The organism is Tepidibacter thalassicus DSM 15285 (genome assembly GCF_900129915.1).
Taxonomy (GTDB): Bacteria; Bacillota; Clostridia; order Peptostreptococcales; family Peptostreptococcaceae; genus Tepidibacter; species Tepidibacter thalassicus.
Window position 1 is genome coordinate 25,293 of sequence record NZ_FQXH01000017.1, and the last position, 21,251, is coordinate 46,543.

A 21,251-nucleotide genomic window follows, 5' to 3' on the forward strand; every position below is an offset into this window, starting at 1 on the left:
GAGGTGTATTTTAGATGAAAGGGGTTATTGTTTAATGCAGATTGAATGTAGTGAGAAACATAATAATATAGATTTAGGTATTTTGTTATTGGGAATAGTGTTGTTTTTAAATCCTTTTTTTAGAGGGCTTTTTTTCGAGAAAGAGATGTATATAGCAATTATAGTTTTAGCTGTAATTTTTGTTTTTAATTTAAGGGAGATAGATTTGTATTCTTTTATTCATTATTTTGCTTTATTTTTTGGATTTATATATTTAGTTAATTTTATTTTTGCAATAGATAGGGGTAAAGCTATATATGAGGTTATAAAAAATTCTACTTATATTTTATTGTTTATGATAATTAGCAATAAATTAAAATGTGATAATCAAATAAGTTTTTTGAATTTAGTATTTGTTTTGAGTGGTTTGATTGTTGTGCTTATAGGGTTTTCGGTATTATTTGGTACTTTTGTGTATAAAGGAGCTATTCAAGAAGGCATGATGAGTTCTACTTTTCAATATCATAATACATTTGGTGCTTATATTTTAGGTGTTTTTATTTTAGCTCTTGGAGAAATATCTGAAAGGAGTTCTTGGCAAAATTATATATTGAATGGAGTAGCTTATATTTTATTTTTGGGATTTGTATTTTCTTATTCGAGAGGTGCGTGGATTTTATTTCCGATATCTTATTTGGCAATTGTTTTATTATTAAATAATGAAGGGTTGATGAATGTAATTATATCTTTTTTTAGTGTTATTTTAGGATTTGCAATATCTTTTTTAAGAATAAATAAAGCTGTGAGTAGTGCTAAAAGTGGTTGGTTGTATATATTTATAGGTTTTTTGGCTGTGATTATAATGTCGTTTGTATTAGATGTATTATTTAAAAGAAAACTCAATATAAATATAAAGAGAAAATATGTAATATTGTCTTTGTTGATATTGGGTATTTTTGCGAAATTTTTGCCTAAATCTGTTTTGCAGAGAATTAGCAGTATAAACTTAAAAACATTTACAGTAGTAGAGAGAAATGTTTTTTATAAAGATGCATTAAAGATAATAAAAGATTATTTTGTATTGGGAACTGGAGGTGGAGGATGGCAAACTTTATATCCTCAATATCAAACTTATGCTTATACGACAACACAAGCACATAATTATATAATTAGAGTTTTTATTGAGGTTGGAATATTGGGGTTGATATTTCTTATAGGTTTTTATTTATCTGTATTGTATTCGAGTTTTTATGTAATTAAACATTCTAAAGATAATAGGATTGTAAGTGTGATTGTGGCAGTTGTTGTACTTGTGCTTCATACTTTTATAGATTTTGATATGGCTTTGGGTTCGTATTCTGTGTTGGTCTGGACATTAGTGGCGATGATAGCTTTTAAGTATAGGGAAATTAGAAATGAAAGTTTAAAAGTTAAGAGTGTAAGTTCTTTTGCTGTTGGAGTTTTTACTGTTGTGTTGTTTATGATTTCTTTAGCATTTGGTATGGGAATTTTGTATTACGAAAAAGGTGTAGAGAATTACAGAAAAGAAAAATATGTAGATGCAATTAAATATTTTGAGATTGCTTCAAAATTGAAGTTTTTTGATGCAGATTATAAAGTTGATTTGGCGAAAACCCAGTATTATTATGGAGAACTTAAAAAATCAAGAGAGAATATAGAGAAAGCACTTAAAATAAACGAAAGAAATGAACAGGCGATGATTGAGGCTATTAGAATTTATTTAGAAGATAGAGAAGTAGATAAGGGGTTAAATTTGGCAGATAAGTATTTAAAATATTATCCTTTGGTAGATACTACTTATGTGAATTATGTAAATATTTATTATACTTTAGGGGTTTCTTATATTGAAAAAGACAGGGATAAAGCGAAGAAGTACTTTGAGAAAGTGGTAAAAGTAGCTGAAGGTGTAGAGAAAATAAATAAAAAATTAGAAATTACAAAGAAAGAGCTGTTAAAAGGAGTAAAAGATGTACCTGAGTATTATGTTAAAGATAGATTTAGAGTGAATTTAGATAAGAATGTGTTGGATAAAATAAATAAATCGAAGTTGTTAGTGGATGTTTTGTAATTGATAAAAATTTAGGAGGATTTTTATGAAAGGGATAGTGTTGGCTGGAGGAAGTGGTACAAGGTTGTATCCTATAACAAAATCAATATCTAAACAGATAATTCCAATATACGATAAACCTATGATATATTATCCGATATCTGTACTCATGCTTGCTGGAATAAGGGAGATATTGATAATTTCAACATCGAGAGATTTGCCGTTATATAGAGAGTTGTTGGGTGATGGTAGTAATTTGGGAATTTCTTTTAGTTATGAAGTTCAAATAGAACCTAGAGGACTTGCAGAGGCTTTTATAATAGGAGAGGAGTTTATAGGAACTGATAAAGTGGCTCTTGTTTTAGGGGATAATATTTTTTATGGTCAAAGATTTAGTGAAACACTTAAAAGGGCATCATCTCTTGAAGAAGGAGCTGTTATATTTGGATATTATGTCAAAAATCCTAAGGCTTTTGGGGTAGTTGAATTTGATGCAGAGGGAAATGTTTTGTCTATAGAAGAAAAGCCTGAATTTCCAAAGTCTAATTATGCAGTTCCAGGACTTTATTTTTACGACAATGATGTTGTGAAAATAGCTAAAAATGTGAAACCATCGGCTAGAGGAGAACTTGAGATAACAAGTGTAAATAATGAGTATTTAAAAAGAGGGAAACTCAGGGTAGAGTTGTTTGGTAGAGGAATGGCATGGCTTGATACAGGAACTCATAGTGGACTTTTAGAAGCCAGTAATTTTGTAGAAGCTGTTCAAAAAAGACAAGGGCTTTATATTGCATGTCTTGAAGAAATAGCTTATAGACTTGGGTATATAGATAAACAAAAATTATTAAAACTTGCTCAACCACTTTTAAAAACGGATTATGGTAAGTACTTAGAGGATATAGCTAAAGGAATGTAGAGGTGATTTGATGGGGAAATTTAAGTTTATAAAAACTAGTATTGAGGATTTGTATGTAATAGAGCCTAGGGTATTTGAAGATAATAGGGGATATTTTATGGAGAGTTATAATAAGAGGGATTTTTATGAAGCTGGAATTGATGTTGAGTTTGTTCAAGATAATGAGTCAAAGTCTAATAAGGGAGTTTTAAGAGGACTTCATTTTCAAACGAGAAATGTTCAAGGTAAGCTAGTCAGAGTAATTAAGGGCAAAGTGTTTGATGTAGCTGTTGATTTGAGAAGGGGTTCTTCTACATTTGGAAAATGGGAAGGGGTAATTTTATCAGAAGAAAATAAAAGACAGTTTTATATACCAAAGGGATTTGCCCATGGCTTTTTAGTTTTATCAGATGAAGCTGTATTCAATTATAAATGTACAGATTATTATGCTCCTGAATACGATTCTGGAGTGATTTGGAATGATCCAGATATAGGAATTAATTGGCCATTAGAATATGTAGAGCAAATTATTCTTTCGGAGAAAGATAAAAGACAAAAGAGATTAAGGGAAATTGATATACCATTTTGAGAAGGAGAGAAAAAAATGAGAAATATATTGGTTACAGGTGGAGCTGGATTTATAGGTTCTAATTTTATTAGATACATGATAAAAAAATACAGTGATTATAGAATAATCAATTTAGACCTTTTAACTTATGCTGGAAATTTAGAAAATTTAAATGGAATAGAAGGATATAAAAATTATAGATTTATAAAAGGATCTATAACTGATAGAAGTTTAGTAGAGAAAATATTTAATGAAGAAAATATAGATTGTGTTGTAAATTTTGCAGCAGAATCTCATGTTGACAGAAGTATAGAATATCCAGAAATATTCGTAAAGACTAATGTTTTGGGAACACAGGTGCTTTTAGATGTAGCTAAAAAAAGTTGGGAAATAGGAAAAGAAAAAAAAGGTTATCCAGTGTATAAAGAAGGAGTAAAATACATTCAAATATCGACAGATGAAGTTTATGGGACATTGGGGAAAGAGGGTATGTTTAGTGAAAGTACACCACTTTCTCCTAATAGTCCTTATTCAGCATCTAAAGCTGGAGCTGATATGATAGTTAGAGCATATAGTGAAACTTTTAAATTACCAATAAATATTACAAGATGTTCAAATAATTATGGACCGTATCAATTTCCTGAAAAATTAATACCTCTTATGATAATAAATTGTTTAAATGAAAGGGATTTACCTGTATATGGAGATGGAATGCAAGTAAGAGATTGGCTTCATGTTAAAGATCATTGTAGAGCTATAGATGTTGTGCTTCATAAAGGTAAGATAGGAGAAGTTTATAATATAGGAGGAAATAATGAAAAAACAAATATAGAAATAGTTAAAATAATAATTAAATCACTTGGAAAATCAGAAAAACTAATAAAGTACGTAGAAGATAGATTGGGACATGATAGAAGATATGCAATAGATAATACTAAAATAACTACAGAACTTGGATGGAAAGTAAAATACACTTTTGAACAAGGAATAAAGGAAACTATACAGTGGTATTTAGATAATAAATATTGGTGGAAGAACATTCTTAAAAGGAGTGGGCGTAATAGTGTTTATCATATTTGAATTAGCTAAAAATGATTTTAAGGCAAAATATGCTGGTTCGTATTTAGGAGTAATATGGGGATTCATTCAACCTATTATTACTATATTAGTATTTTGGTTTGTATTTCAAGTTGGATTTAAAACTCCACCAATAGAAAAAGACATTCCTTTTATATTGTGGCTTGTATGCGGAATGATTCCGTGGTTTTTTTTCTCAGATGGTTTTGTGAATGCTACAAATTGTCTGTTAGAATACAGTTATTTAGTTAAAAAAGTCGTTTTTAGAGTTAGTATACTTCCAATAGTAAAGATATTATCTTCTATTTTTGTACATTTGTTTTTTGTTGTATTCATTTTTATAATGTTTTTTTTATATGGAAATAAATTAAGTATATATAATATACAAGTGTTTTATTATTCTTTTTCTATTGTGATTTTACTTTTAGGTTTATCTTTTATAACATCTTCTATTAATGTTTTTTTGAAAGATACAGTTCAGATAGTTTCTATAATTATTCAATTTGGATTTTGGTTAACTCCTATTTTTTGGTCATATAAGAATATACCTGTTAAGTATGTTAAATTTTTTAAATTAAATCCAATGTACTATATAGTGCAAGGATATAGAGATGCGTTTATAAATCATGTATGGTTTTGGGAAAGGTACAATCAAACTATTTATTTTTGGTGTTTGTCAATTTTGATACTTACAGTAGGTGTATTTATATTTAAAAGATTAAGACCTCATTTTTCAGATGTATTATAAACATAGGAGGAAAAAATGGAAGCGATAAAAGTTGAAAATTTAACTAAAATATATAAGTTATATGATAAACCGATAGATAGATTAAAAGAATCATTGAGTTTTATAAAAAAAAGTTATCACAGGGATTTTTATGCGTTAAATAATGTTTCTTTTGCAGTTAAAAAGGGAGAAACGGTTGGAATAATAGGAAAAAATGGATCTGGAAAGTCTACACTGTTAAAAATAATTACAGGGGTTTTATCTCCTACATTGGGAAGCGTGAAATCAAGCGGAAAAATATCAGCACTTCTTGAATTAGGTGCAGGATTTAATCCAGAATACACGGGGATAGAGAATATATATCTAAATGGAACTATGATGGGATATAAAAGAGATGAAATAGACGAAAAATTGGATTCAATTCTTGAATTTGCAGATATAGGAGAATTTATATATCATCCAGTAAAGACGTATTCTAGTGGTATGTTTGTAAGGCTTGCTTTTGCAGTAGCTATTAATGTAGATCCGGATATTTTAATAGTAGACGAAGCTTTATCTGTTGGAGATATTTTTTTTCAATCAAAGTGTTATAAGAAATTTGATGAATTTAAAAATAAAGGAAAAACTATATTGTTTGTAACTCATGATGTTGGAAGTATTATTAAATACTGTGATAGAGCTATAGTATTAAATGATGGAATTTTAGTAGAAGAAGGTTTGCCGTCTGAAATGGTAGACGTATATAAAAAAATACTTGTTAATTTGTATTCTAAAGAAGATGTAGAGGAAAAAGTACTAAGTGATAGTGTAGATACAAAAGTGGATTGGAAGAAAAGTTTAAATATAAATCCTAATTATTTAGATTATGGAAATAAAAATGCTGAAATAATTGATTTTGGAGTATTTGATGATAAAAATAATTTAACTAATACTATTACAAAGGGGAAAGAGTTTAAATTGGTGTTTAAAGTTAAATTTAATGAAAGTATAAAAGATCCTATTTTTGCATTTACTATTAAAGATTTTAAAGGAACTGAAATAACAGGGACAAATACTATGCTTGAGCATATAGATACAGGATATGTTAAAAGAGGGAAATTAGTAAAAGTAGTATTTAGACAAATTGTAACTCTTCAAGGTGGAGATTATTTGATTTCGCTTGGGTGTACTGGTTTTGAAAGTAATAATCTCGTTGTTTATCACAGATTGTATGATGTGTTTAATATTCATATAGTATCAGAAAAAAATAGTGTTGGTTTTTTTGATTTGAATTCAAAAATAGATATTAAATATTTGAATTAAAAGGTGGATGGTTATGTGTGAATTAATAGGGAATGTCAAATTAAATTTGAAATTTTATAAAGGAAAGGATTATTACAGTGATGGAGATATAGAAGATGAAATTTTGGAAATGGTGAAAAAATATGATAAATACGATGAATTGATATATAAGGATAATAGGTGGGCTGTACTGTATCATCTTTCAAAATTAAGAGAAAATATTATAGAATGGTATCCTTTCAAAGAGAATAGTGAAGTACTTGAAATAGGATCAGGATGTGGAGCTATAACGGGAGTTTTATGCGATAAATCGGGAAAAGTTACGTGTATTGAATTGTCTAAAAAAAGATCAACAATAAATGCATATAGAAATAGATATAGAGATAATCTTGAAATAATAGTTGGAAATTTGAATGATGTTAAATTAGATAAAAAATTTGACTATATTACGTTAATAGGTGTTTTGGAGTATTCGAGATATTATACAAATACTACTAGTCCTTGTGAAGATTTTTTAAAAAATATAAAAAAATTTTTAAAAGAAGATGGAAAACTCATAATAGCGATAGAAAATAAATTTGGTCTTAAGTATTGGGCTGGGTGTAGAGAGGATCATACTGGAAATTTTTTTGATAGTTTAGAAAATTATACAGGAACTAAAGATGTTATAACTTTTTCAAAAGAAGAATTAAAAAATATATTAAATACAGTGGGATTTAAAAATTTAGATTTTTACTATCCTATGCCGGATTATAAGTTTCCTAGTCAAATTTTTTCTGATAATAGATTACCGGGGGTAGGAGAATTGAGAAATTTAGTGATAAATTATGATCAAGATAGATTGCTGTTATTTGATGAAGGGTTAGTATATGACAATATAATTGAGAATGGAAAATTTGATTTTTTCGCTAATTCATTTTTGGTTTTTTGTGGTTTATAGAAAGCGAGGATATTTATGGATATTGTTTATGTTAAATACACTAGGGAGAGAATACCTCAATTTCAGATAAAGACGATTATGTATAGAGAAAATGGGAAATATTTTGTAAAAAAAGAAGCTCTTTATGAAGAAGGAAAAGCTCATATAAGAAATATATATGATAATTATATAAAATTAACTCAAAATTACAAAAATGTGTATATTTCAAAAGCTGAATTGAAGAACGATGAAATAATATTTGATTATGAATATGGGAATACTATTGATAAAATATTGCTTAATTTGATTTTAAAGAAAGATAAAAGGGGGTTTTTAGAAAAATTAAATTGGTATAAGAATTTTGTTGAAAATTTAGAAGGAAAAAATTATATAAATTTTAAATTTACAAATGAATTTTTGAATATATTTAGAGGTTGTGATAAATTAAGAGGATTAAAGTGTTTGAGAATATCTAATGTAGATTTGAGTTTTGACAATTTGATAGTAGATGGTGAAAATTTGGTAAAGATAATAGATTACGAGTGGGTTTTTGATTTTCCAATACCTATAGATTTTTTGGTTTATAGATCTGTAATTAATTTTTATTTTAGGCATATAAAATATACAGAAAAATTTGTAGATATTGATTTTATTTTTGATTCATTAGGTATAACTGGAGAATATATAAAAATATATGAATTGATGCTCAATAGATTTCACAGTTATGTTTTTGTCAAAGACAATGTTGATAATTATGTGTTTTACAGTAAATATTTAAAAAAATCTTATTTGATAAATCAAAGTATAAATAGAGCTTATAATATGCAAGTTTTTGCAGATGATGGCAGTGGATTTTGTGAAGAAAAAAGTATAGTTAAGGAAATGGATTTAGATAAAAATAGTTCTGTTAAATTTGAGTTTGATATTTCAAGTTTTAAATCAATAAAAAGTTTAAGAGTAGATCCTATAAATACAAATTGTGTTGTATATATTAATAAAATTGTCCTTGTCGATGAGAATTTGGTTGATGTAGAAACAGATGAATTTGTTACAAATGCAGAGTATATATTTGAAGGTAAATATGTATTTTTAAACGATGATCCTCAAATTATAATAGAAAATTTAGATTTAAAGAGATATGTCAAAATAGTAATTGATATAGATTTTTTAGATTTTGATTACAAAGTGAAACAGTATATGATGAATTTATATGATAGTTTAAAAAATAGTTTAAAAGATAATAAAGAGTTAAAACAGAAAAGAATGGAAATTGAGCAATTGAAAAGGCAGTTAGAGGAAAAAAATAGGGAAATTTATAAAAAGAACATTTATATTAAATCTATCGAAAATGAGTTGAATTTACTGTATAATTCATTGTCTTGGAAAATAACTGAACCGTTTAGGAAATTAAAATCTAAATTGAAAATTTAATGGAAGGGTGATTTTAATAGTAAAAGGTTATATAAGGAAGATAAAGAGAGTTATGGGTAATTTATTTGATTTGAAATTTGGTGATTTAGATTTAAAAGACAGTTTTGCTGTTATAGTATCTCACTCGGATTATCTTAATTCAATGGGAGGAACAGAAAAGTATATATACGAACAAGTTCAATATTTAAGAAGCAAAAAAAATATAGATGTAATTCAAATATTTCCTTATAGTAGGAGGTTTTTTTTAGATAATAAAAAAACGTTTTATGGGGTTAATTTGAATGAACAATTTTTGGGTTATTATAGAGTGGAAGAAATCGTAAAAAAATTTTTGGGGAATAAAAAAATAATAGAGGGTTTATATATACATCATTTAATGTATTGGCAGTATTTGGACTTTGATGTGCTGTTGATGAATTTAAAAAAACACGATGTAAAAATGGTTTATTATATGCATGATTTTTTTTCTTTTACTCCAAGTGTGTATAAGATATATCTATCTTATAATGTAAGAGAAGAACAGATATACAGTGTAGATCATAATTATGATATAGTAGATAGACTTTCTAGTAAAGATGAGGTAATTTTATGGAGGAATAAGTTTGATTTTATTTTGTCTAATATGGAATTAATAGTAGTTCCATCTGTATATTTAAAAAATATTGCTAAAAAAGTATTTCCAAATGAGGAGAAAAAAATTATAGATGTAGGACATTTGAAATTATTGAAAAAAGATCAAGTGAATAAAACTGTTAAAGAAAAAATAAAGATAGCGTATTTAGGGTATAAGTCCAATTTTAAAGGGTGGAAAACTTGGCAAAAATTATATTTGGATAGAAATTTAAATTCTAAATACGAGTTTTTTCATATAGGGAGTGTTGAGAATTATTCACGAAATGTATCGTGTTATGGATATTCGTTTATAGAAGGTGGAATAGATGCAGCTGTAAAATTGTTGAATTCTAAGAATATAGATATTGTAATTTTGTGGTCGATAGTTCCTGAAAGTTATTCATATACATTACATGAGGCTATTGCAGCTGGAGTGCCTATTATAACTAATAAAAGAAGTGGAAATATATATTATGTTGTACAGAGTTTAGGTTTTGAAGTGGGAATTGTTTTAAATGATGAGAAAGAGTTATATGAATTTTTGAATGATTACAATAGAGTTAAGGATTTAGTAGAGATGAAAAGGTACAGATATGATTTAAAATTCAATGAAAATGTGAATGGAAAGTGGGAATGATAATGATAATTTGTACTTCGATTTGTTCTAATTATTTGCCTAAGGCCATGGTGTTGGCAAAGTCGATAAAGCAATACAATAATGCACGTGTATTGGTTTGTTTGACAGAGAAGGAAATTCCACAAGTTGCGAGGGATTTTGAATATTTTGATTATGTTGTTTTGTCGAGAGATTTAGGATTTGAGAATTTTGAAGGTTTTATATTTAAACATTCTATTGTTGAAGCAGCTACATCTGTAAAAGGGCAACTTTTTAAGTATATGTTTGATGAGTTTCAAGATGAAGAAAAATTTGTGTATTTAGATCCTGATATAAAAGTATACAGTGAATTGAGAGAATTATATGAAATTTTAGATGAAAATGAGATAGTTTTAACTCCACATCTTACAATACAAGAAGATAGTTTAGAGGCAGTGATGGACAATGAATTGTGTGCTTTGCAACATGGTGTATTTAATTTGGGTTTTTTAGCTGTTAGAAGGGGGAGTGAATCTAGAAAGTTTATAGATTGGTGGAGAAGTAGATTGAATATGTTTTGTTATGATGATATACCTAGGGGAATATTTACAGATCAGAGATGGATAGATTTAGCACCTTGTTTTTTTGATGTATGTATTTTAAAGCATCCTGGTTATAATATTGCACCTTGGAATTTATCTAAGAGAAAAGTTAAAGAAGTTAAGAAATATGTTTATGAAGTAAATGGGATGCCTTTGAGATTTTTTCATTATTCGGGTTTTGATTCGGGAGCTAATGAAGCTATGATTAAAAAGTATGTGCCTAATAGAAATAATGCTATTTATAAGATGAGAGATGAGTATGTTAGAGAGATGTTAGCCATGGGACAAAGAAAATTGGGAAGTATTAAATGGAGTTATGATTATTACAACTCAGGAGAAAAAATAGATAAGTTAGCTAGGTTGGCGTATAGGGATAATATAAGATTGCAATATAAATATAAAAATCCATTTAATGAAAGTAATAGTACTTTTATTAAGTATGTAAGGACAGGAAATAAAATTAATACTAAGTTTTCTAAACTTGTTAGAAATTTTATAAAAAAATAATTTTGGATTTGAAATTTAATGGAAGGAATAATTATGTGTGTTCAGATAGTGATACCTAATTACAATGGATTGAGATATTTACAGAGATGTTTAGATTCAGTTTACAATCAGAATTTTAATGAAGTGGAGTTGATAGTTGTAGATAATAATTCTCAGGATAATAGTTGTGAATTTATAAAAAGGAATTATCCTGATGTAAAACTTATAAATCTTTCTAAAAACCATGGCTTTGCTAAAGCTGTAAATGAAGGGATAAAGTTAGCAAAAGGGGAATATGTTGTTCTTTTAAATAATGATACAGAAGTTGAAAAAGATTGGCTTAAAAATTTAGTTGAATGTATAAAAAAGGATAAAAAAATATTTTCAGTATCATCTAAAATGATTCAATATAATAACAGGAATTTAATAGATGATGCAGGAGATGAATATACATTGCTTGGTTGGACATTTAAAATTGGGGAGGGAGAATCTGTAAATAATTATAATGAAAAAAAAGAAATATTTAGTTCATGTGCAGGAGCAGCTATATATAGGAAAAAAATATTTGATGAAATAGGGTATTTTGATGAGAACTTTTTTGCATATATGGAAGATGTAGATATAAGCTATAGAGCAAAAAGCCATGGATATAAAAATATATATTGTCCTGATGCTGTAGTTTATCATATAGGAAGTGGAACGAGTGGAAGTAGATATAATGAATTTAAAATAAAGCTTTCGGCTAGAAATAATGTATATGTTCCATATAAAAATATGCCTTTATTTCAGTTGATTATTAATCTTCCATTTTTATTTTTGGGCTTTTTTATAAAATATTTATTTTTTCTTAAAAAAGGATTTGGAAAAACGTATTTAGAGGGATTAAAAGAAGGGATTACTACATTGAATAAAATAGAAAGAGTAAAATACAAAAATAAAAATTTACTTAATTATATAAAAATAGAATTAGAACTTGTAAAAAATACTTTTAAATATGTATTTTTAAATTGAGGAGAACGATTATGTTATCAATAATAATAGTTAACTATAAAACATATAAACTTACAAAACAAACTATAAACTCGATAATAGAAAAGGATCATAATTTTAATTATGAAATAATATTAGTAGATAATGCGTCAAATGATGGAAGTGTAGATAAATTAGAAAGAGAATTTAAACAAAAGATAGATGATAACATAATTAAAATTGTAAAAAATGAAGAAAATCTAGGTTTTTCAAAAGCCAACAATATAGGGATTAAAATATCCAAAGGGGAATATATACTTACATTAAATTCAGATACAGTAATAGTAGATGATTGTCTTAGAAAATGTTTAGAATACATAAAAAAAGATAATAATATAGGAGCTTTAGGATGTAAAGTATTACTTCCGAATGGTAAAATAGATAAGTCTTGTAAAAGAGGATTTCCAACTCCACAGGCTTCTCTTTTTTATATGTTGAAGTTTGATAGGTTGTTCCCGAATAATGTAAAATTTGGACAGTACAATTTAACTTATCTAAATGAAAATGAAATAAACGAAGTGGATAGTTTAGTTGGTGCATTTATGATAGTACCTAAAAAAGTTATAAGCGAAGTTGGGATGTTTGATGAAGATTTTTTTATGTATGGAGAAGATATAGATTGGTGCTACAGAATAAAAAAAGCTGGATATAAGGTAATATATTATCCAAAAGCTCAAATAATACATTATAAGGGTTCTAGTTCCAGGAAAAAAAGGTTTAAAACAATATACGAATTTCACAGAGCTATGTATTTGTTTTACAATAAGCATTATAAAAAAGAATACAGTAATTTAGTTACATTGATTGTTTATTTGGGGATATTATTTAAATTAATATTATCTTTATTGTTAAATTTATTCAAAAGATAAGGATGATTGCATGATAAAAGAAAATCAGAAATACTTAAATAGATTATTAGTATTATTAGATGTAGTATCGATAATAATGTCTTTCTTAATATCTTGGTATATAAGATTTGAAAGTGGATTAATAAAAGTTGGGATTGGTCATTTAAGTTTTAAAGAATATATTGTACCTGTACTTACTGTAATACCTATATATTTAAGTATATATAGTTTTTTAAATTTATACACTATTAGACGATTTAAAAATGTATATGAAGAATTTTTAAATATACTAATATCTAATATGTTAGGATTATTTATTCTTGCAACAATGTTATTTTTAATTAAACAGGTGCATTATTCTAGGTATTTGCTTTTGATATTTACATTTAATACTATAATTATAACTACTATTGAAAGAGGATTTATAAGGGCTTTTTTAAGAATTATAAGAAAAAAAGGATATAATTTGAAACACTCACTTATTGTGGGTTGTAGTGAGTTAACTGTAGAATTTTTAAAAAGGATTGAAAGAAACAAGCATTGGGGGTATAGTGTAGAAGGTATATTAGATGATAATAGAAATTTAGGTTATAAAGTCAAAGGCATAAATATTATAGGTAAAATTTATGATTTGGAGAGATATTTAGAAGGACATTACATAGATGAAGTCATTATAACTTTAAGTATAAAAGAATATGAAAAATTAAAATGGGTAATAGGTATTTGCGAAAAAATGGGGGTAAGAACTCAGATAATACCAGATTATTACAAATATATTCCTGCAAGACCTTATGTAGAGGAAATAGAGGGACTTCCTATAATAAACATAAGACATGTTCCACTTGATAATATATTTAATAAGACTATAAAAAGATTATTGGATTTAGTAGTTTCTGTTGTTGCTATTATATTGTTTTCGCCAATTATGATAATTATTTCTGTAATTATAAAATTAACTTCATCAGGGCCTATAATATTCAAACAGGAAAGAGTAGGGCTTAATAGAAAAATTTTTAATATGTATAAATTTAGATCTATGCGTGTTCAAAAAAAAGAAGAAGAAAAAATACAGTGGACTACTAAAGATGATCCACGAAAAACTAAATTTGGTTCTTTTATTAGAAAGACAAGCATGGATGAACTTCCTCAACTTTTTAATGTTATAAAAGGAGATATGAGCATTATTGGACCTAGACCAGAAAGACCTTATTTTGTCGATAAATTTAAAGAAGAAATACCGAAATATATGATAAAACATCAAGTAAGACCGGGAATTACAGGATGGGCACAGGTAAATGGATTAAGAGGGGATACTTCTATTACAAAGAGAATTGAGTATGATCTTTATTATATTGAAAATTGGAGTATTTGGTTTGATATAAAAATACTTTGTCTTACTGTGTTTAAGGGTTTTATAAATAAAAATGCATATTAGGGAGTGATTATATTGAAGATACTTGTTACGGGAGCAAACGGACAGTTGGGGATAGATGTTGTAAATAATTTATCTGAAAAGTATGAAGTTATTGGATTAGATGCAAAAGATTTGGATATAACTAATATAGACAATGTGATTAATACAGTTAAAAGAATAAGACCTGATATTATAATAAATTCTGCTGCGTATACTAATGTAGATGAATGTGAAGAAAATATTGATTTAGCATATAAGGTAAATGGATTGGGAGCTAGAAATTTAGCTATATCTAGTTTGGAAAATAATTCTAGAATACTCCATATATCTACTGACTTTGTGTTTGATGGAGAGAAAAATGAGCCTTATATAGAATTTGACAAACCTAATCCATTGAGTATATATGGAAAATCAAAGCTTGTTGGAGAAAATTTTGTAAAGGATATTTGTCCGAGATATTATATACTTAGAACTGCATGGCTTTATGGGAAAAATGGGAATAACTTTGTAAAGACAATGTTAAAACTATCTGAAAATAATAAAACATTAAGAGTAGTTGACGATCAAATAGGAACTCCAACTTATACGATGGATTTAGTTAAAGTTATAGAGATGATTATAAAAAACGATGCTTATGGAACTTACCATGTTTCTAATGATGGAAGCTGTAGCTGGAATGAATTTGCTAAAAAAATATTTGAATTTGGTAATATAGACATAGGAGTACTTCCTATAACAACACAAGAGTTAAATAGACCTGCTCAAAGACCTAAATATTCAGTAATGAGAAATTATATGTTAGAGATTGATTTTAATTATTTTATAAGAAACTGGGAAGATGCTTTAATAGAATATTTTATGGAGGTATAATATGGAATATTTAAAGACATATGAAGAATGGTTGAACAATCCTTATTTTGATGAAGAAACTAAAAATGAGCTTTTAAAAATTAAAGATGATGAAAGAGAGATAGAAGATAGATTTTATAAAAATTTAGAATTTGGAACTGCTGGACTTAGAGGAGTTATAGGTTCTGGAACTAATAGAATGAATAAATATACAGTGAGAAGAGCGAGTTTTGCACTTGCAAATTACATAATTAAAAAAGCAGGAGAAGAAGGAAAGAAAAAAGGAGTAGTTATAGCTCATGATAATAGACATAAATCTAGAGAATTTTGTTTAGAAACTGCAAAAACGATTTCTGCTTGTGGGATAAAAACATATATATTTGATGAACTAAAACCAACTCCTCAACTTTCATTTGCGATTAGATATTTAAATGCTATATCAGGAGTTGTAATTACTGCAAGTCATAATCCACCTGAATATAATGGATACAAGGTTTATTGGGAAGATGGTGCACAAATTTTACCTGATATAGCAAAGGAGATAATAGAAGAAGTAAATAAAATAAATGATTACAGTAAAATACCTACTATTGATGAAAAAGAGGGAATAGATAAAGGACTTATAAATTTACTAAATGAAGATATAGATACAGCTTTTATAGAAGCCGTTAAGGAAAAATCTTTGAGAAAAGATATAATAGAGAAAGTATCTGATACATTTAAAATAGTATTTACACCTCTCCATGGAACGGGAAATAAGCCTATAAGAAAAGTTTTAAGGGAAATAGGGTTTAAAAATGTATTAGTAGTTAAAGAACAAGAAAATCCTGATCCGAATTTTTCAACAGTTAAATACCCTAATCCAGAGGAAAAGGAAGCATTGAGTTTGGGAATAGAGCTTGCTAAAAGGGAAAATGCTAATATTGTCATTGGAACAGATCCTGATTGTGATAGAGTAGGGGTTGCTGTTAAGAATAATGAAGGAGAGTATTTATGTTTAACGGGAAACCAAGTTGGAGCACTTTTAACTGATTATATACTTGAAAATTTAAGTAAAAAAGGTAAACTTCCTGATAATGGAGTAATTGTAAAAACTATAGTAACGTCAGAATTGGGAAGTGAAATAGCTAAAAGTTACAATTTAGAAGTTTTGAATACTTTGACGGGATTTAAATTTATAGGAGAGAAAATAAGGGAGTTTGAAGAAAACAGAGAAAAAACTTATATATTTGGATATGAAGAAAGTTATGGATATTTATGTGGAACTCATGCAAGAGATAAAGATGGTGTAGTTTCAGCGATGTTAATTGCAGAAATGGCAGCTTATTATTATTCAAAAGGCATGAGCTTGTATGAAGGGTTAATAGAGATTTATAAAAAATACGGATATTATAAAGAGTGTTTAAAATCAATTACTTTAAAAGGTAAAGAAGGACAACAAAAAATAAATGATATAATAAAGTATTTTAGAGAAACTAATATAGAAGAAGTGAATGATGTTAAAGTAAAGGAATTTAAAGATTATAAAAAAGGAATAGACAATCTACCTAAGGCAGATGTATTAAAATATATATTAGAAGATAACTCTTGGTTTGCGATAAGACCTTCTGGAACAGAGCCAAAGATTAAATTTTACTTTGCAGTAGTAGGAAAATCAGAAGAAGATGTTGAATTGAAGTTAAATAACTTAGTAAATTCAGTTATGAAAAAATCCTAAGCAAATTTGCTTAGGATTTTTTTTGAAATATAAATGATAAAATGGAATTTGTGAAATAATAAAGTTAAAAGACAATTAGGAGGAAAAATATGAAAAGTTTTTTAGGTGGTTTAATAAATCCTCACGATAGAAAATTAAATCAGCTTAAAAAAAGAGTTGATAAAATACTAGCTTTTGAAGATAAAATAAAAGAATTAACTGATGAAGAATTAAGAGGTAAAACACAGGAATTTAAAGATAGATTAAATAGTGGTGAAAAACTTGATGATATATTAGAAGAAGCTTTTGCAGTTGTAAGAGAAGCTTCACATAGAGTGCTTGGAATGAAACACTTTCCTGTACAGTTAATGGGAGGGATAGTTCTTCATGAAGGAAACATTTCAGAAATGAAAACTGGTGAAGGAAAAACATTAGTTGCGACACTTCCGACATATCTCAATGCGCTTACAGGAGAAGGAGTATTTGTTATAACAGTAAATGAGTATCTAGCATCTAGGGATAAAGAGCAGATGGGAAAATTACACGAATTTTTAGGGCTTTCCGTTGGACTTATAAAAAGAGGTATGAGTTTACCTGATAAGAAGGAAGCTTATAAATGCGATATAACTTATGGGACAAATAGTGAATTTGGTTTTGATTATTTAAGGGATAATATGGCTATATCAAAAGAACATGTTGTTCAAAGAAATTTAAATTATGCAATAATAGATGAGGTAGATTCAATACTTATAGATGAAGCTAGAACTCCGCTTATTATGACAGGAGAAGCTGGTAGACCTTCTCAATATTATATAACTGTAGATAAATTTATAAAATCATTAAAAGAAGAAGATTATGAAAGAGATATAGAAACAAATATAGTCAATCTTACTGAGAGTGGAATGGATAAAGCTGAGAAAGTATTTAATCTTGAAAATATTGCAGATATAAAAAACACAGAACTTTTACACCATATAAGACAAGGGCTTTATGCAAATTATGTATTTGAAAGAGATAAGGACTATGTTGTAAGAGATGGAGAAATAATAATAGTAGATAAATTTACAGGAAGATTAGTGCCAGGAAGGAGGTTTAGTAATGGACTTCATCAAGCTATTGAAGCTAAAGAAGGAGTTGAAATTCAAAAAGAATCAAAAACTGTAGCTATGATTACATACCAAAACTATTTTAGAATGTTCAATAAAATAGCAGGTATGACTGGGACAGCTTATACAGAAAGACAAGAATTTAAAGATATATATGGAATGGATGTTATATGTATTCCAACTAACAAACCTGTTCAGAGAATAGATAAAGATGATTTGGTGTTTAAAAATAAAGAAGCAAAATTTAAATCTGTAGTAGATGAAGTTGAAAGAAGATATAAAAAAGGACAACCAGTACTTCTTGGAACTATATATATAGATGAATCTGAAAAGCTCAGCAAATTATTAAATGAGAGAAACATACCTCATAAATTACTTAATGCAAAACAGGACAAAGATGAAGCCGAGATTATATCTAATGCAGGACAAATTGGGGCAGTAACTATAGCTACTAATATGGCTGGGCGTGGTACTGATATAAAATTGGGAGATGGTGTTGCTGAACTTGGAGGGTTATTTGTACTTGGAACTGAAAAGCATGATTCAAGGAGAATAGATAATCAATTAAGAGGTAGATCAGGTCGTCAAGGAGACCCTGGAGAATCTCAATTTTATATATCTTTAGAAGATAGTTTATTTGATAAAGTAAAACCTGAGGTGATGGTTACTGTAAAAAAACTTGTAGAAAAGTTAGGGTTAAAAGATGATGAAGCTATAGAGGACAAATTGGTTTCACAGGCGATTGAAGGAGTTCAAAAGAATGTGGAAATTGCCAACTACAATGCGAGAAAATCTACATTAGAATTCGATCAAATTTTAAACAAACAGAGAGAGACTATATACAGTGAAAGAAATAAAATATTAAATGGCGAGGATATGAGTTCATTTATAAAAGATATAATCAAAGACTTTTTAAGTAAGTTAGTAGACAATTATACTGATATGAGTCCATATCCTGAAGAATGGGATTTGGAAGGATTACAAAAATATTTGAATAAAAATTTGCATTTTAATGATAGAATTGATTTTAAAAAGTTGACTTCTGAAGAAATAGAAGATTTGGATAAAGATACGTTAAAGGAAAAAATAATAAAAGAAGCTCTTGATATATATTCTCAAAAAGAAAAAGAACTTGGAGAAAAGCAGATAAGATATCTTGAAAGGTTAACTTTGATGAAATCAATAGATGAAAAGTGGGTAGATCATTTAGATATGGTAGATCAGTTAAGACAGGGTATAGGATTTCAAGCTATAGGAGGAGAAAAACCGATAAGGGTATTTAATAGAGAGGCATTTAATTTATTTGAAAATATGTTAAATCAAATAAAAGAATTGACAGTAAAATCTATGTTTTTATTAGTAGGTATAACTGATATGGATAAAGAAGAACAAAAGAGAAATGATATTCAGCGAATTCAGTTTTTTTCTAATCAATCTGATGAAGTATCTTTTGATTTATCATTAAAAGGATATAAAAAAGATAAGGTAAATGCAGAATTAGTATTTAATAGGGATAGAAACAATGTTATTTCATTAGAGTTACCTGTAAAAGATGAAAAGGTAAAGGTGGCTATATCAAGACCGGATAACGGTTGGACAAATGGGTTGTATGAGTTGGTTTTGTTATTTGAAAAAAATAACATAATACTTCCTTTTATGCTTGTAGATGAGTATAAAGATTATGAAGATGAGTTGAGAATAAGAGTTGAGTTAAATATAAAACAAGATGATTCTGTAGAAATGTTAGGTGAACTTGTATATTTGGAAGAAGATGAAGTTGTAAAAAGTTTGCCTGTGAAAATCAAGCAGTCAGGAGTTTACACTATTGGGCTTAAGAAGAAAGATAAAACTTGGAAAAAAGGAAAGTATGAATTTAGAATTACGGCATTTGATAGAGTTGTTTTTAGGAAATATTTATTAATAAGTTAATAAAAACAGAAGGGAGAAAAGTATCGATGGGTAATAAAGAGATAAATATAACAAAATTAATGGAAGAATATATGTGGTTTAGGTATTTGCCTGAAACTACTTATAAAACTTATATAATGATAGGACATTTACAAAATGAAGATTTAAGAGGAGAAGAAGCGAGTAAGAAGTTATTGACTTCGCATTTTGAAATCAAGCACGAAACAGGACAATTAAAAGAAGAAAAGGAGAGAGTATTGCAAAAAATAGGGCATAAATATCCGACTAATAGGTTAGAGGATTTAGAGCTTCTTTTGAGTTATAGACTTATAAAAGTAGTAAAAGATGAAGATGGGAATTTAGTTTATTTGTATAATATTCCAATACCAAAACCAGAAGAAGTATTAAATTTAGATCAAGAGGAAAAAAGTATTTTAGAGAATATTAGATTTGAGTTTAAACATCAAGATGCATTTAACAGTATTTTGACGTTAATTTTAAATAGTAATGGTAATTTGATGACTACATTAGATAATATTCACGATGTTACAAAAGTAAAGCATTCTGATATTAAAGAAGTATTAGATTATCTAGTGAAAGAGGGATCGATTAAAGTAAAAGCAGATAAAGATGTAAAGCAGTTGAGAAAGAGTGATAAAATATATATAAATATAGATAAAGATGTATTTGAGAAAAAGAGATTTATAATAGATTAAAAGACCTATTTCAATAGGTCTTTTAATTTTGCCATAAATTACCTCGATATTGTAACACTTCTGTAATTGTAATTAGGGGTATAGCATTGTATAATAGTCAATGTAGACGAGGTAAAAAAATAACTCCGAATCATCAAAAGGAAAATGACATCTAAGTTTAAGGAGGAATATATATATGAAAAATACTAAAAAAGTTTTTTCGATGGCATTAGCAGGTGCATTAGCATTTGGATCAGTAGGGGCAGCATTTGCGGCAGCTCCAGAGATGAAGCCGGATACAGATAAAAAGGTAGTAGAAGCAGTAGAAAGATTAAGTGCATTTGGAATAGTAAATGGTATGGATGATGGAAAATACCATGAAGAAATGAAAGTAACAAGAGAGCAATTTGCAAAATTATTAGTAGAAGCTTTAGGATTAGGATCAGCAGCAGAAGCAGCAAAAGGA

At 27.6% G+C, this 21,251-nt stretch carries 18 protein-coding genes; all 18 read left to right on the plus strand.

Annotated elements, in window-relative coordinates:
* The first annotated feature begins 34 nt into the window (after nt 1-34).
* Nucleotides 35-2,068 carry an O-antigen ligase family protein gene (locus BUA19_RS07980; protein WP_072725422.1) on the plus strand — a complete coding sequence of 678 codons (2,034 nt, stop codon included), beginning with the start codon at nt 35-37 and terminating at the stop codon, nt 2,066-2,068.
* A 25-nt stretch (nt 2,069-2,093) separates the two neighbouring features.
* A complete protein-coding gene (gene rfbA / locus BUA19_RS07985) occupies nt 2,094-2,963 on the plus strand; it encodes a glucose-1-phosphate thymidylyltransferase RfbA (RefSeq protein ID WP_072725424.1) in 870 nt (289 codons plus the stop codon).
* A gap of 10 nt (nt 2,964-2,973) precedes the next feature.
* Complete coding sequence (rfbC, locus tag BUA19_RS07990; RefSeq protein ID WP_072725426.1) at nt 2,974-3,531, plus strand: dTDP-4-dehydrorhamnose 3,5-epimerase; 558 nt, start codon at nt 2,974-2,976, stop codon at nt 3,529-3,531.
* Between the two features lie 15 nt (nt 3,532-3,546).
* A complete protein-coding gene (gene rfbB / locus BUA19_RS07995) occupies nt 3,547-4,590 on the plus strand; it encodes a dTDP-glucose 4,6-dehydratase (protein WP_072725428.1) in 1,044 nt (347 codons plus the stop codon).
* Nucleotides 4,574-5,335, plus strand: coding sequence for an ABC transporter permease (locus BUA19_RS08000; protein WP_242939266.1), 762 nt, complete (start codon nt 4,574-4,576; stop codon nt 5,333-5,335). Before rfbB ends, BUA19_RS08000 begins: the two co-directional genes overlap by 17 nt.
* 15 nt (nt 5,336-5,350) lie before the next feature.
* Nucleotides 5,351-6,616: an ABC transporter ATP-binding protein gene (locus BUA19_RS08005; RefSeq protein ID WP_072725432.1), complete on the plus strand. Its 1,266-nt coding sequence runs from the start codon at nt 5,351-5,353 to the stop codon at nt 6,614-6,616.
* A 13-nt stretch (nt 6,617-6,629) separates the two neighbouring features.
* Nucleotides 6,630-7,535 carry a class I SAM-dependent methyltransferase gene (locus tag BUA19_RS08010; protein WP_072725433.1) on the plus strand — a complete coding sequence of 302 codons (906 nt, stop codon included), beginning with the start codon at nt 6,630-6,632 and terminating at the stop codon, nt 7,533-7,535.
* 15 nt (nt 7,536-7,550) lie between these two features.
* Complete coding sequence (locus BUA19_RS08015; RefSeq protein WP_072725435.1) at nt 7,551-8,945, plus strand: hypothetical protein; 1,395 nt, start codon at nt 7,551-7,553, stop codon at nt 8,943-8,945.
* A 7-nt stretch (nt 8,946-8,952) separates the two neighbouring features.
* Entirely contained in the window at nt 8,953-10,194 is a 1,242-nt protein-coding gene (locus tag BUA19_RS08020) for a glycosyltransferase (protein WP_072725437.1), read from the plus strand.
* Nucleotides 10,191-11,261, plus strand: a complete 1,071-nt coding sequence (locus BUA19_RS08025) for a glycosyltransferase (RefSeq protein WP_207645983.1) — start codon at nt 10,191-10,193, stop codon at nt 11,259-11,261. Before BUA19_RS08020 ends, BUA19_RS08025 begins: the two co-directional genes overlap by 4 nt.
* A gap of 33 nt (nt 11,262-11,294) precedes the next feature.
* Nucleotides 11,295-12,251: a glycosyltransferase family 2 protein gene (locus tag BUA19_RS08030; protein WP_072725440.1), complete on the plus strand. Its 957-nt coding sequence runs from the start codon at nt 11,295-11,297 to the stop codon at nt 12,249-12,251.
* A gap of 11 nt (nt 12,252-12,262) precedes the next feature.
* A complete protein-coding gene (locus BUA19_RS08035; protein ID WP_242939267.1) occupies nt 12,263-13,138 on the plus strand; it encodes a glycosyltransferase family 2 protein in 876 nt (291 codons plus the stop codon).
* A 10-nt stretch (nt 13,139-13,148) separates the two neighbouring features.
* The gene (locus BUA19_RS08040; protein ID WP_072725442.1) at nt 13,149-14,552 is read left to right on the plus strand and encodes an undecaprenyl-phosphate glucose phosphotransferase; all 1,404 of its coding nucleotides are present in this window, start codon (nt 13,149-13,151) and stop codon (nt 14,550-14,552) included.
* Between the two features lie 12 nt (nt 14,553-14,564).
* Nucleotides 14,565-15,401, plus strand: a complete 837-nt coding sequence (rfbD, locus tag BUA19_RS08045) for a dTDP-4-dehydrorhamnose reductase (RefSeq protein WP_072725444.1) — start codon at nt 14,565-14,567, stop codon at nt 15,399-15,401.
* Nucleotide 15,402: 1 nt separating this feature from the next.
* Nucleotides 15,403-17,097: a phospho-sugar mutase gene (locus BUA19_RS08050; RefSeq protein WP_072725447.1), complete on the plus strand. Its 1,695-nt coding sequence runs from the start codon at nt 15,403-15,405 to the stop codon at nt 17,095-17,097.
* An 89-nt stretch (nt 17,098-17,186) separates the two neighbouring features.
* Nucleotides 17,187-20,111 carry a preprotein translocase subunit SecA gene (secA, locus tag BUA19_RS08055; RefSeq protein WP_072725449.1) on the plus strand — a complete coding sequence of 975 codons (2,925 nt, stop codon included), beginning with the start codon at nt 17,187-17,189 and terminating at the stop codon, nt 20,109-20,111.
* Nucleotides 20,112-20,137: 26 nt separating this feature from the next.
* Entirely contained in the window at nt 20,138-20,806 is a 669-nt protein-coding gene (locus BUA19_RS08060; RefSeq protein WP_072725451.1) for a DUF6042 family protein, read from the plus strand.
* 175 nt (nt 20,807-20,981) lie between these two features.
* The coding region (locus tag BUA19_RS08065) for an S-layer homology domain-containing protein (RefSeq protein ID WP_143145407.1) at nt 20,982-21,251 on the plus strand (270 nt) is incomplete at its 3' end.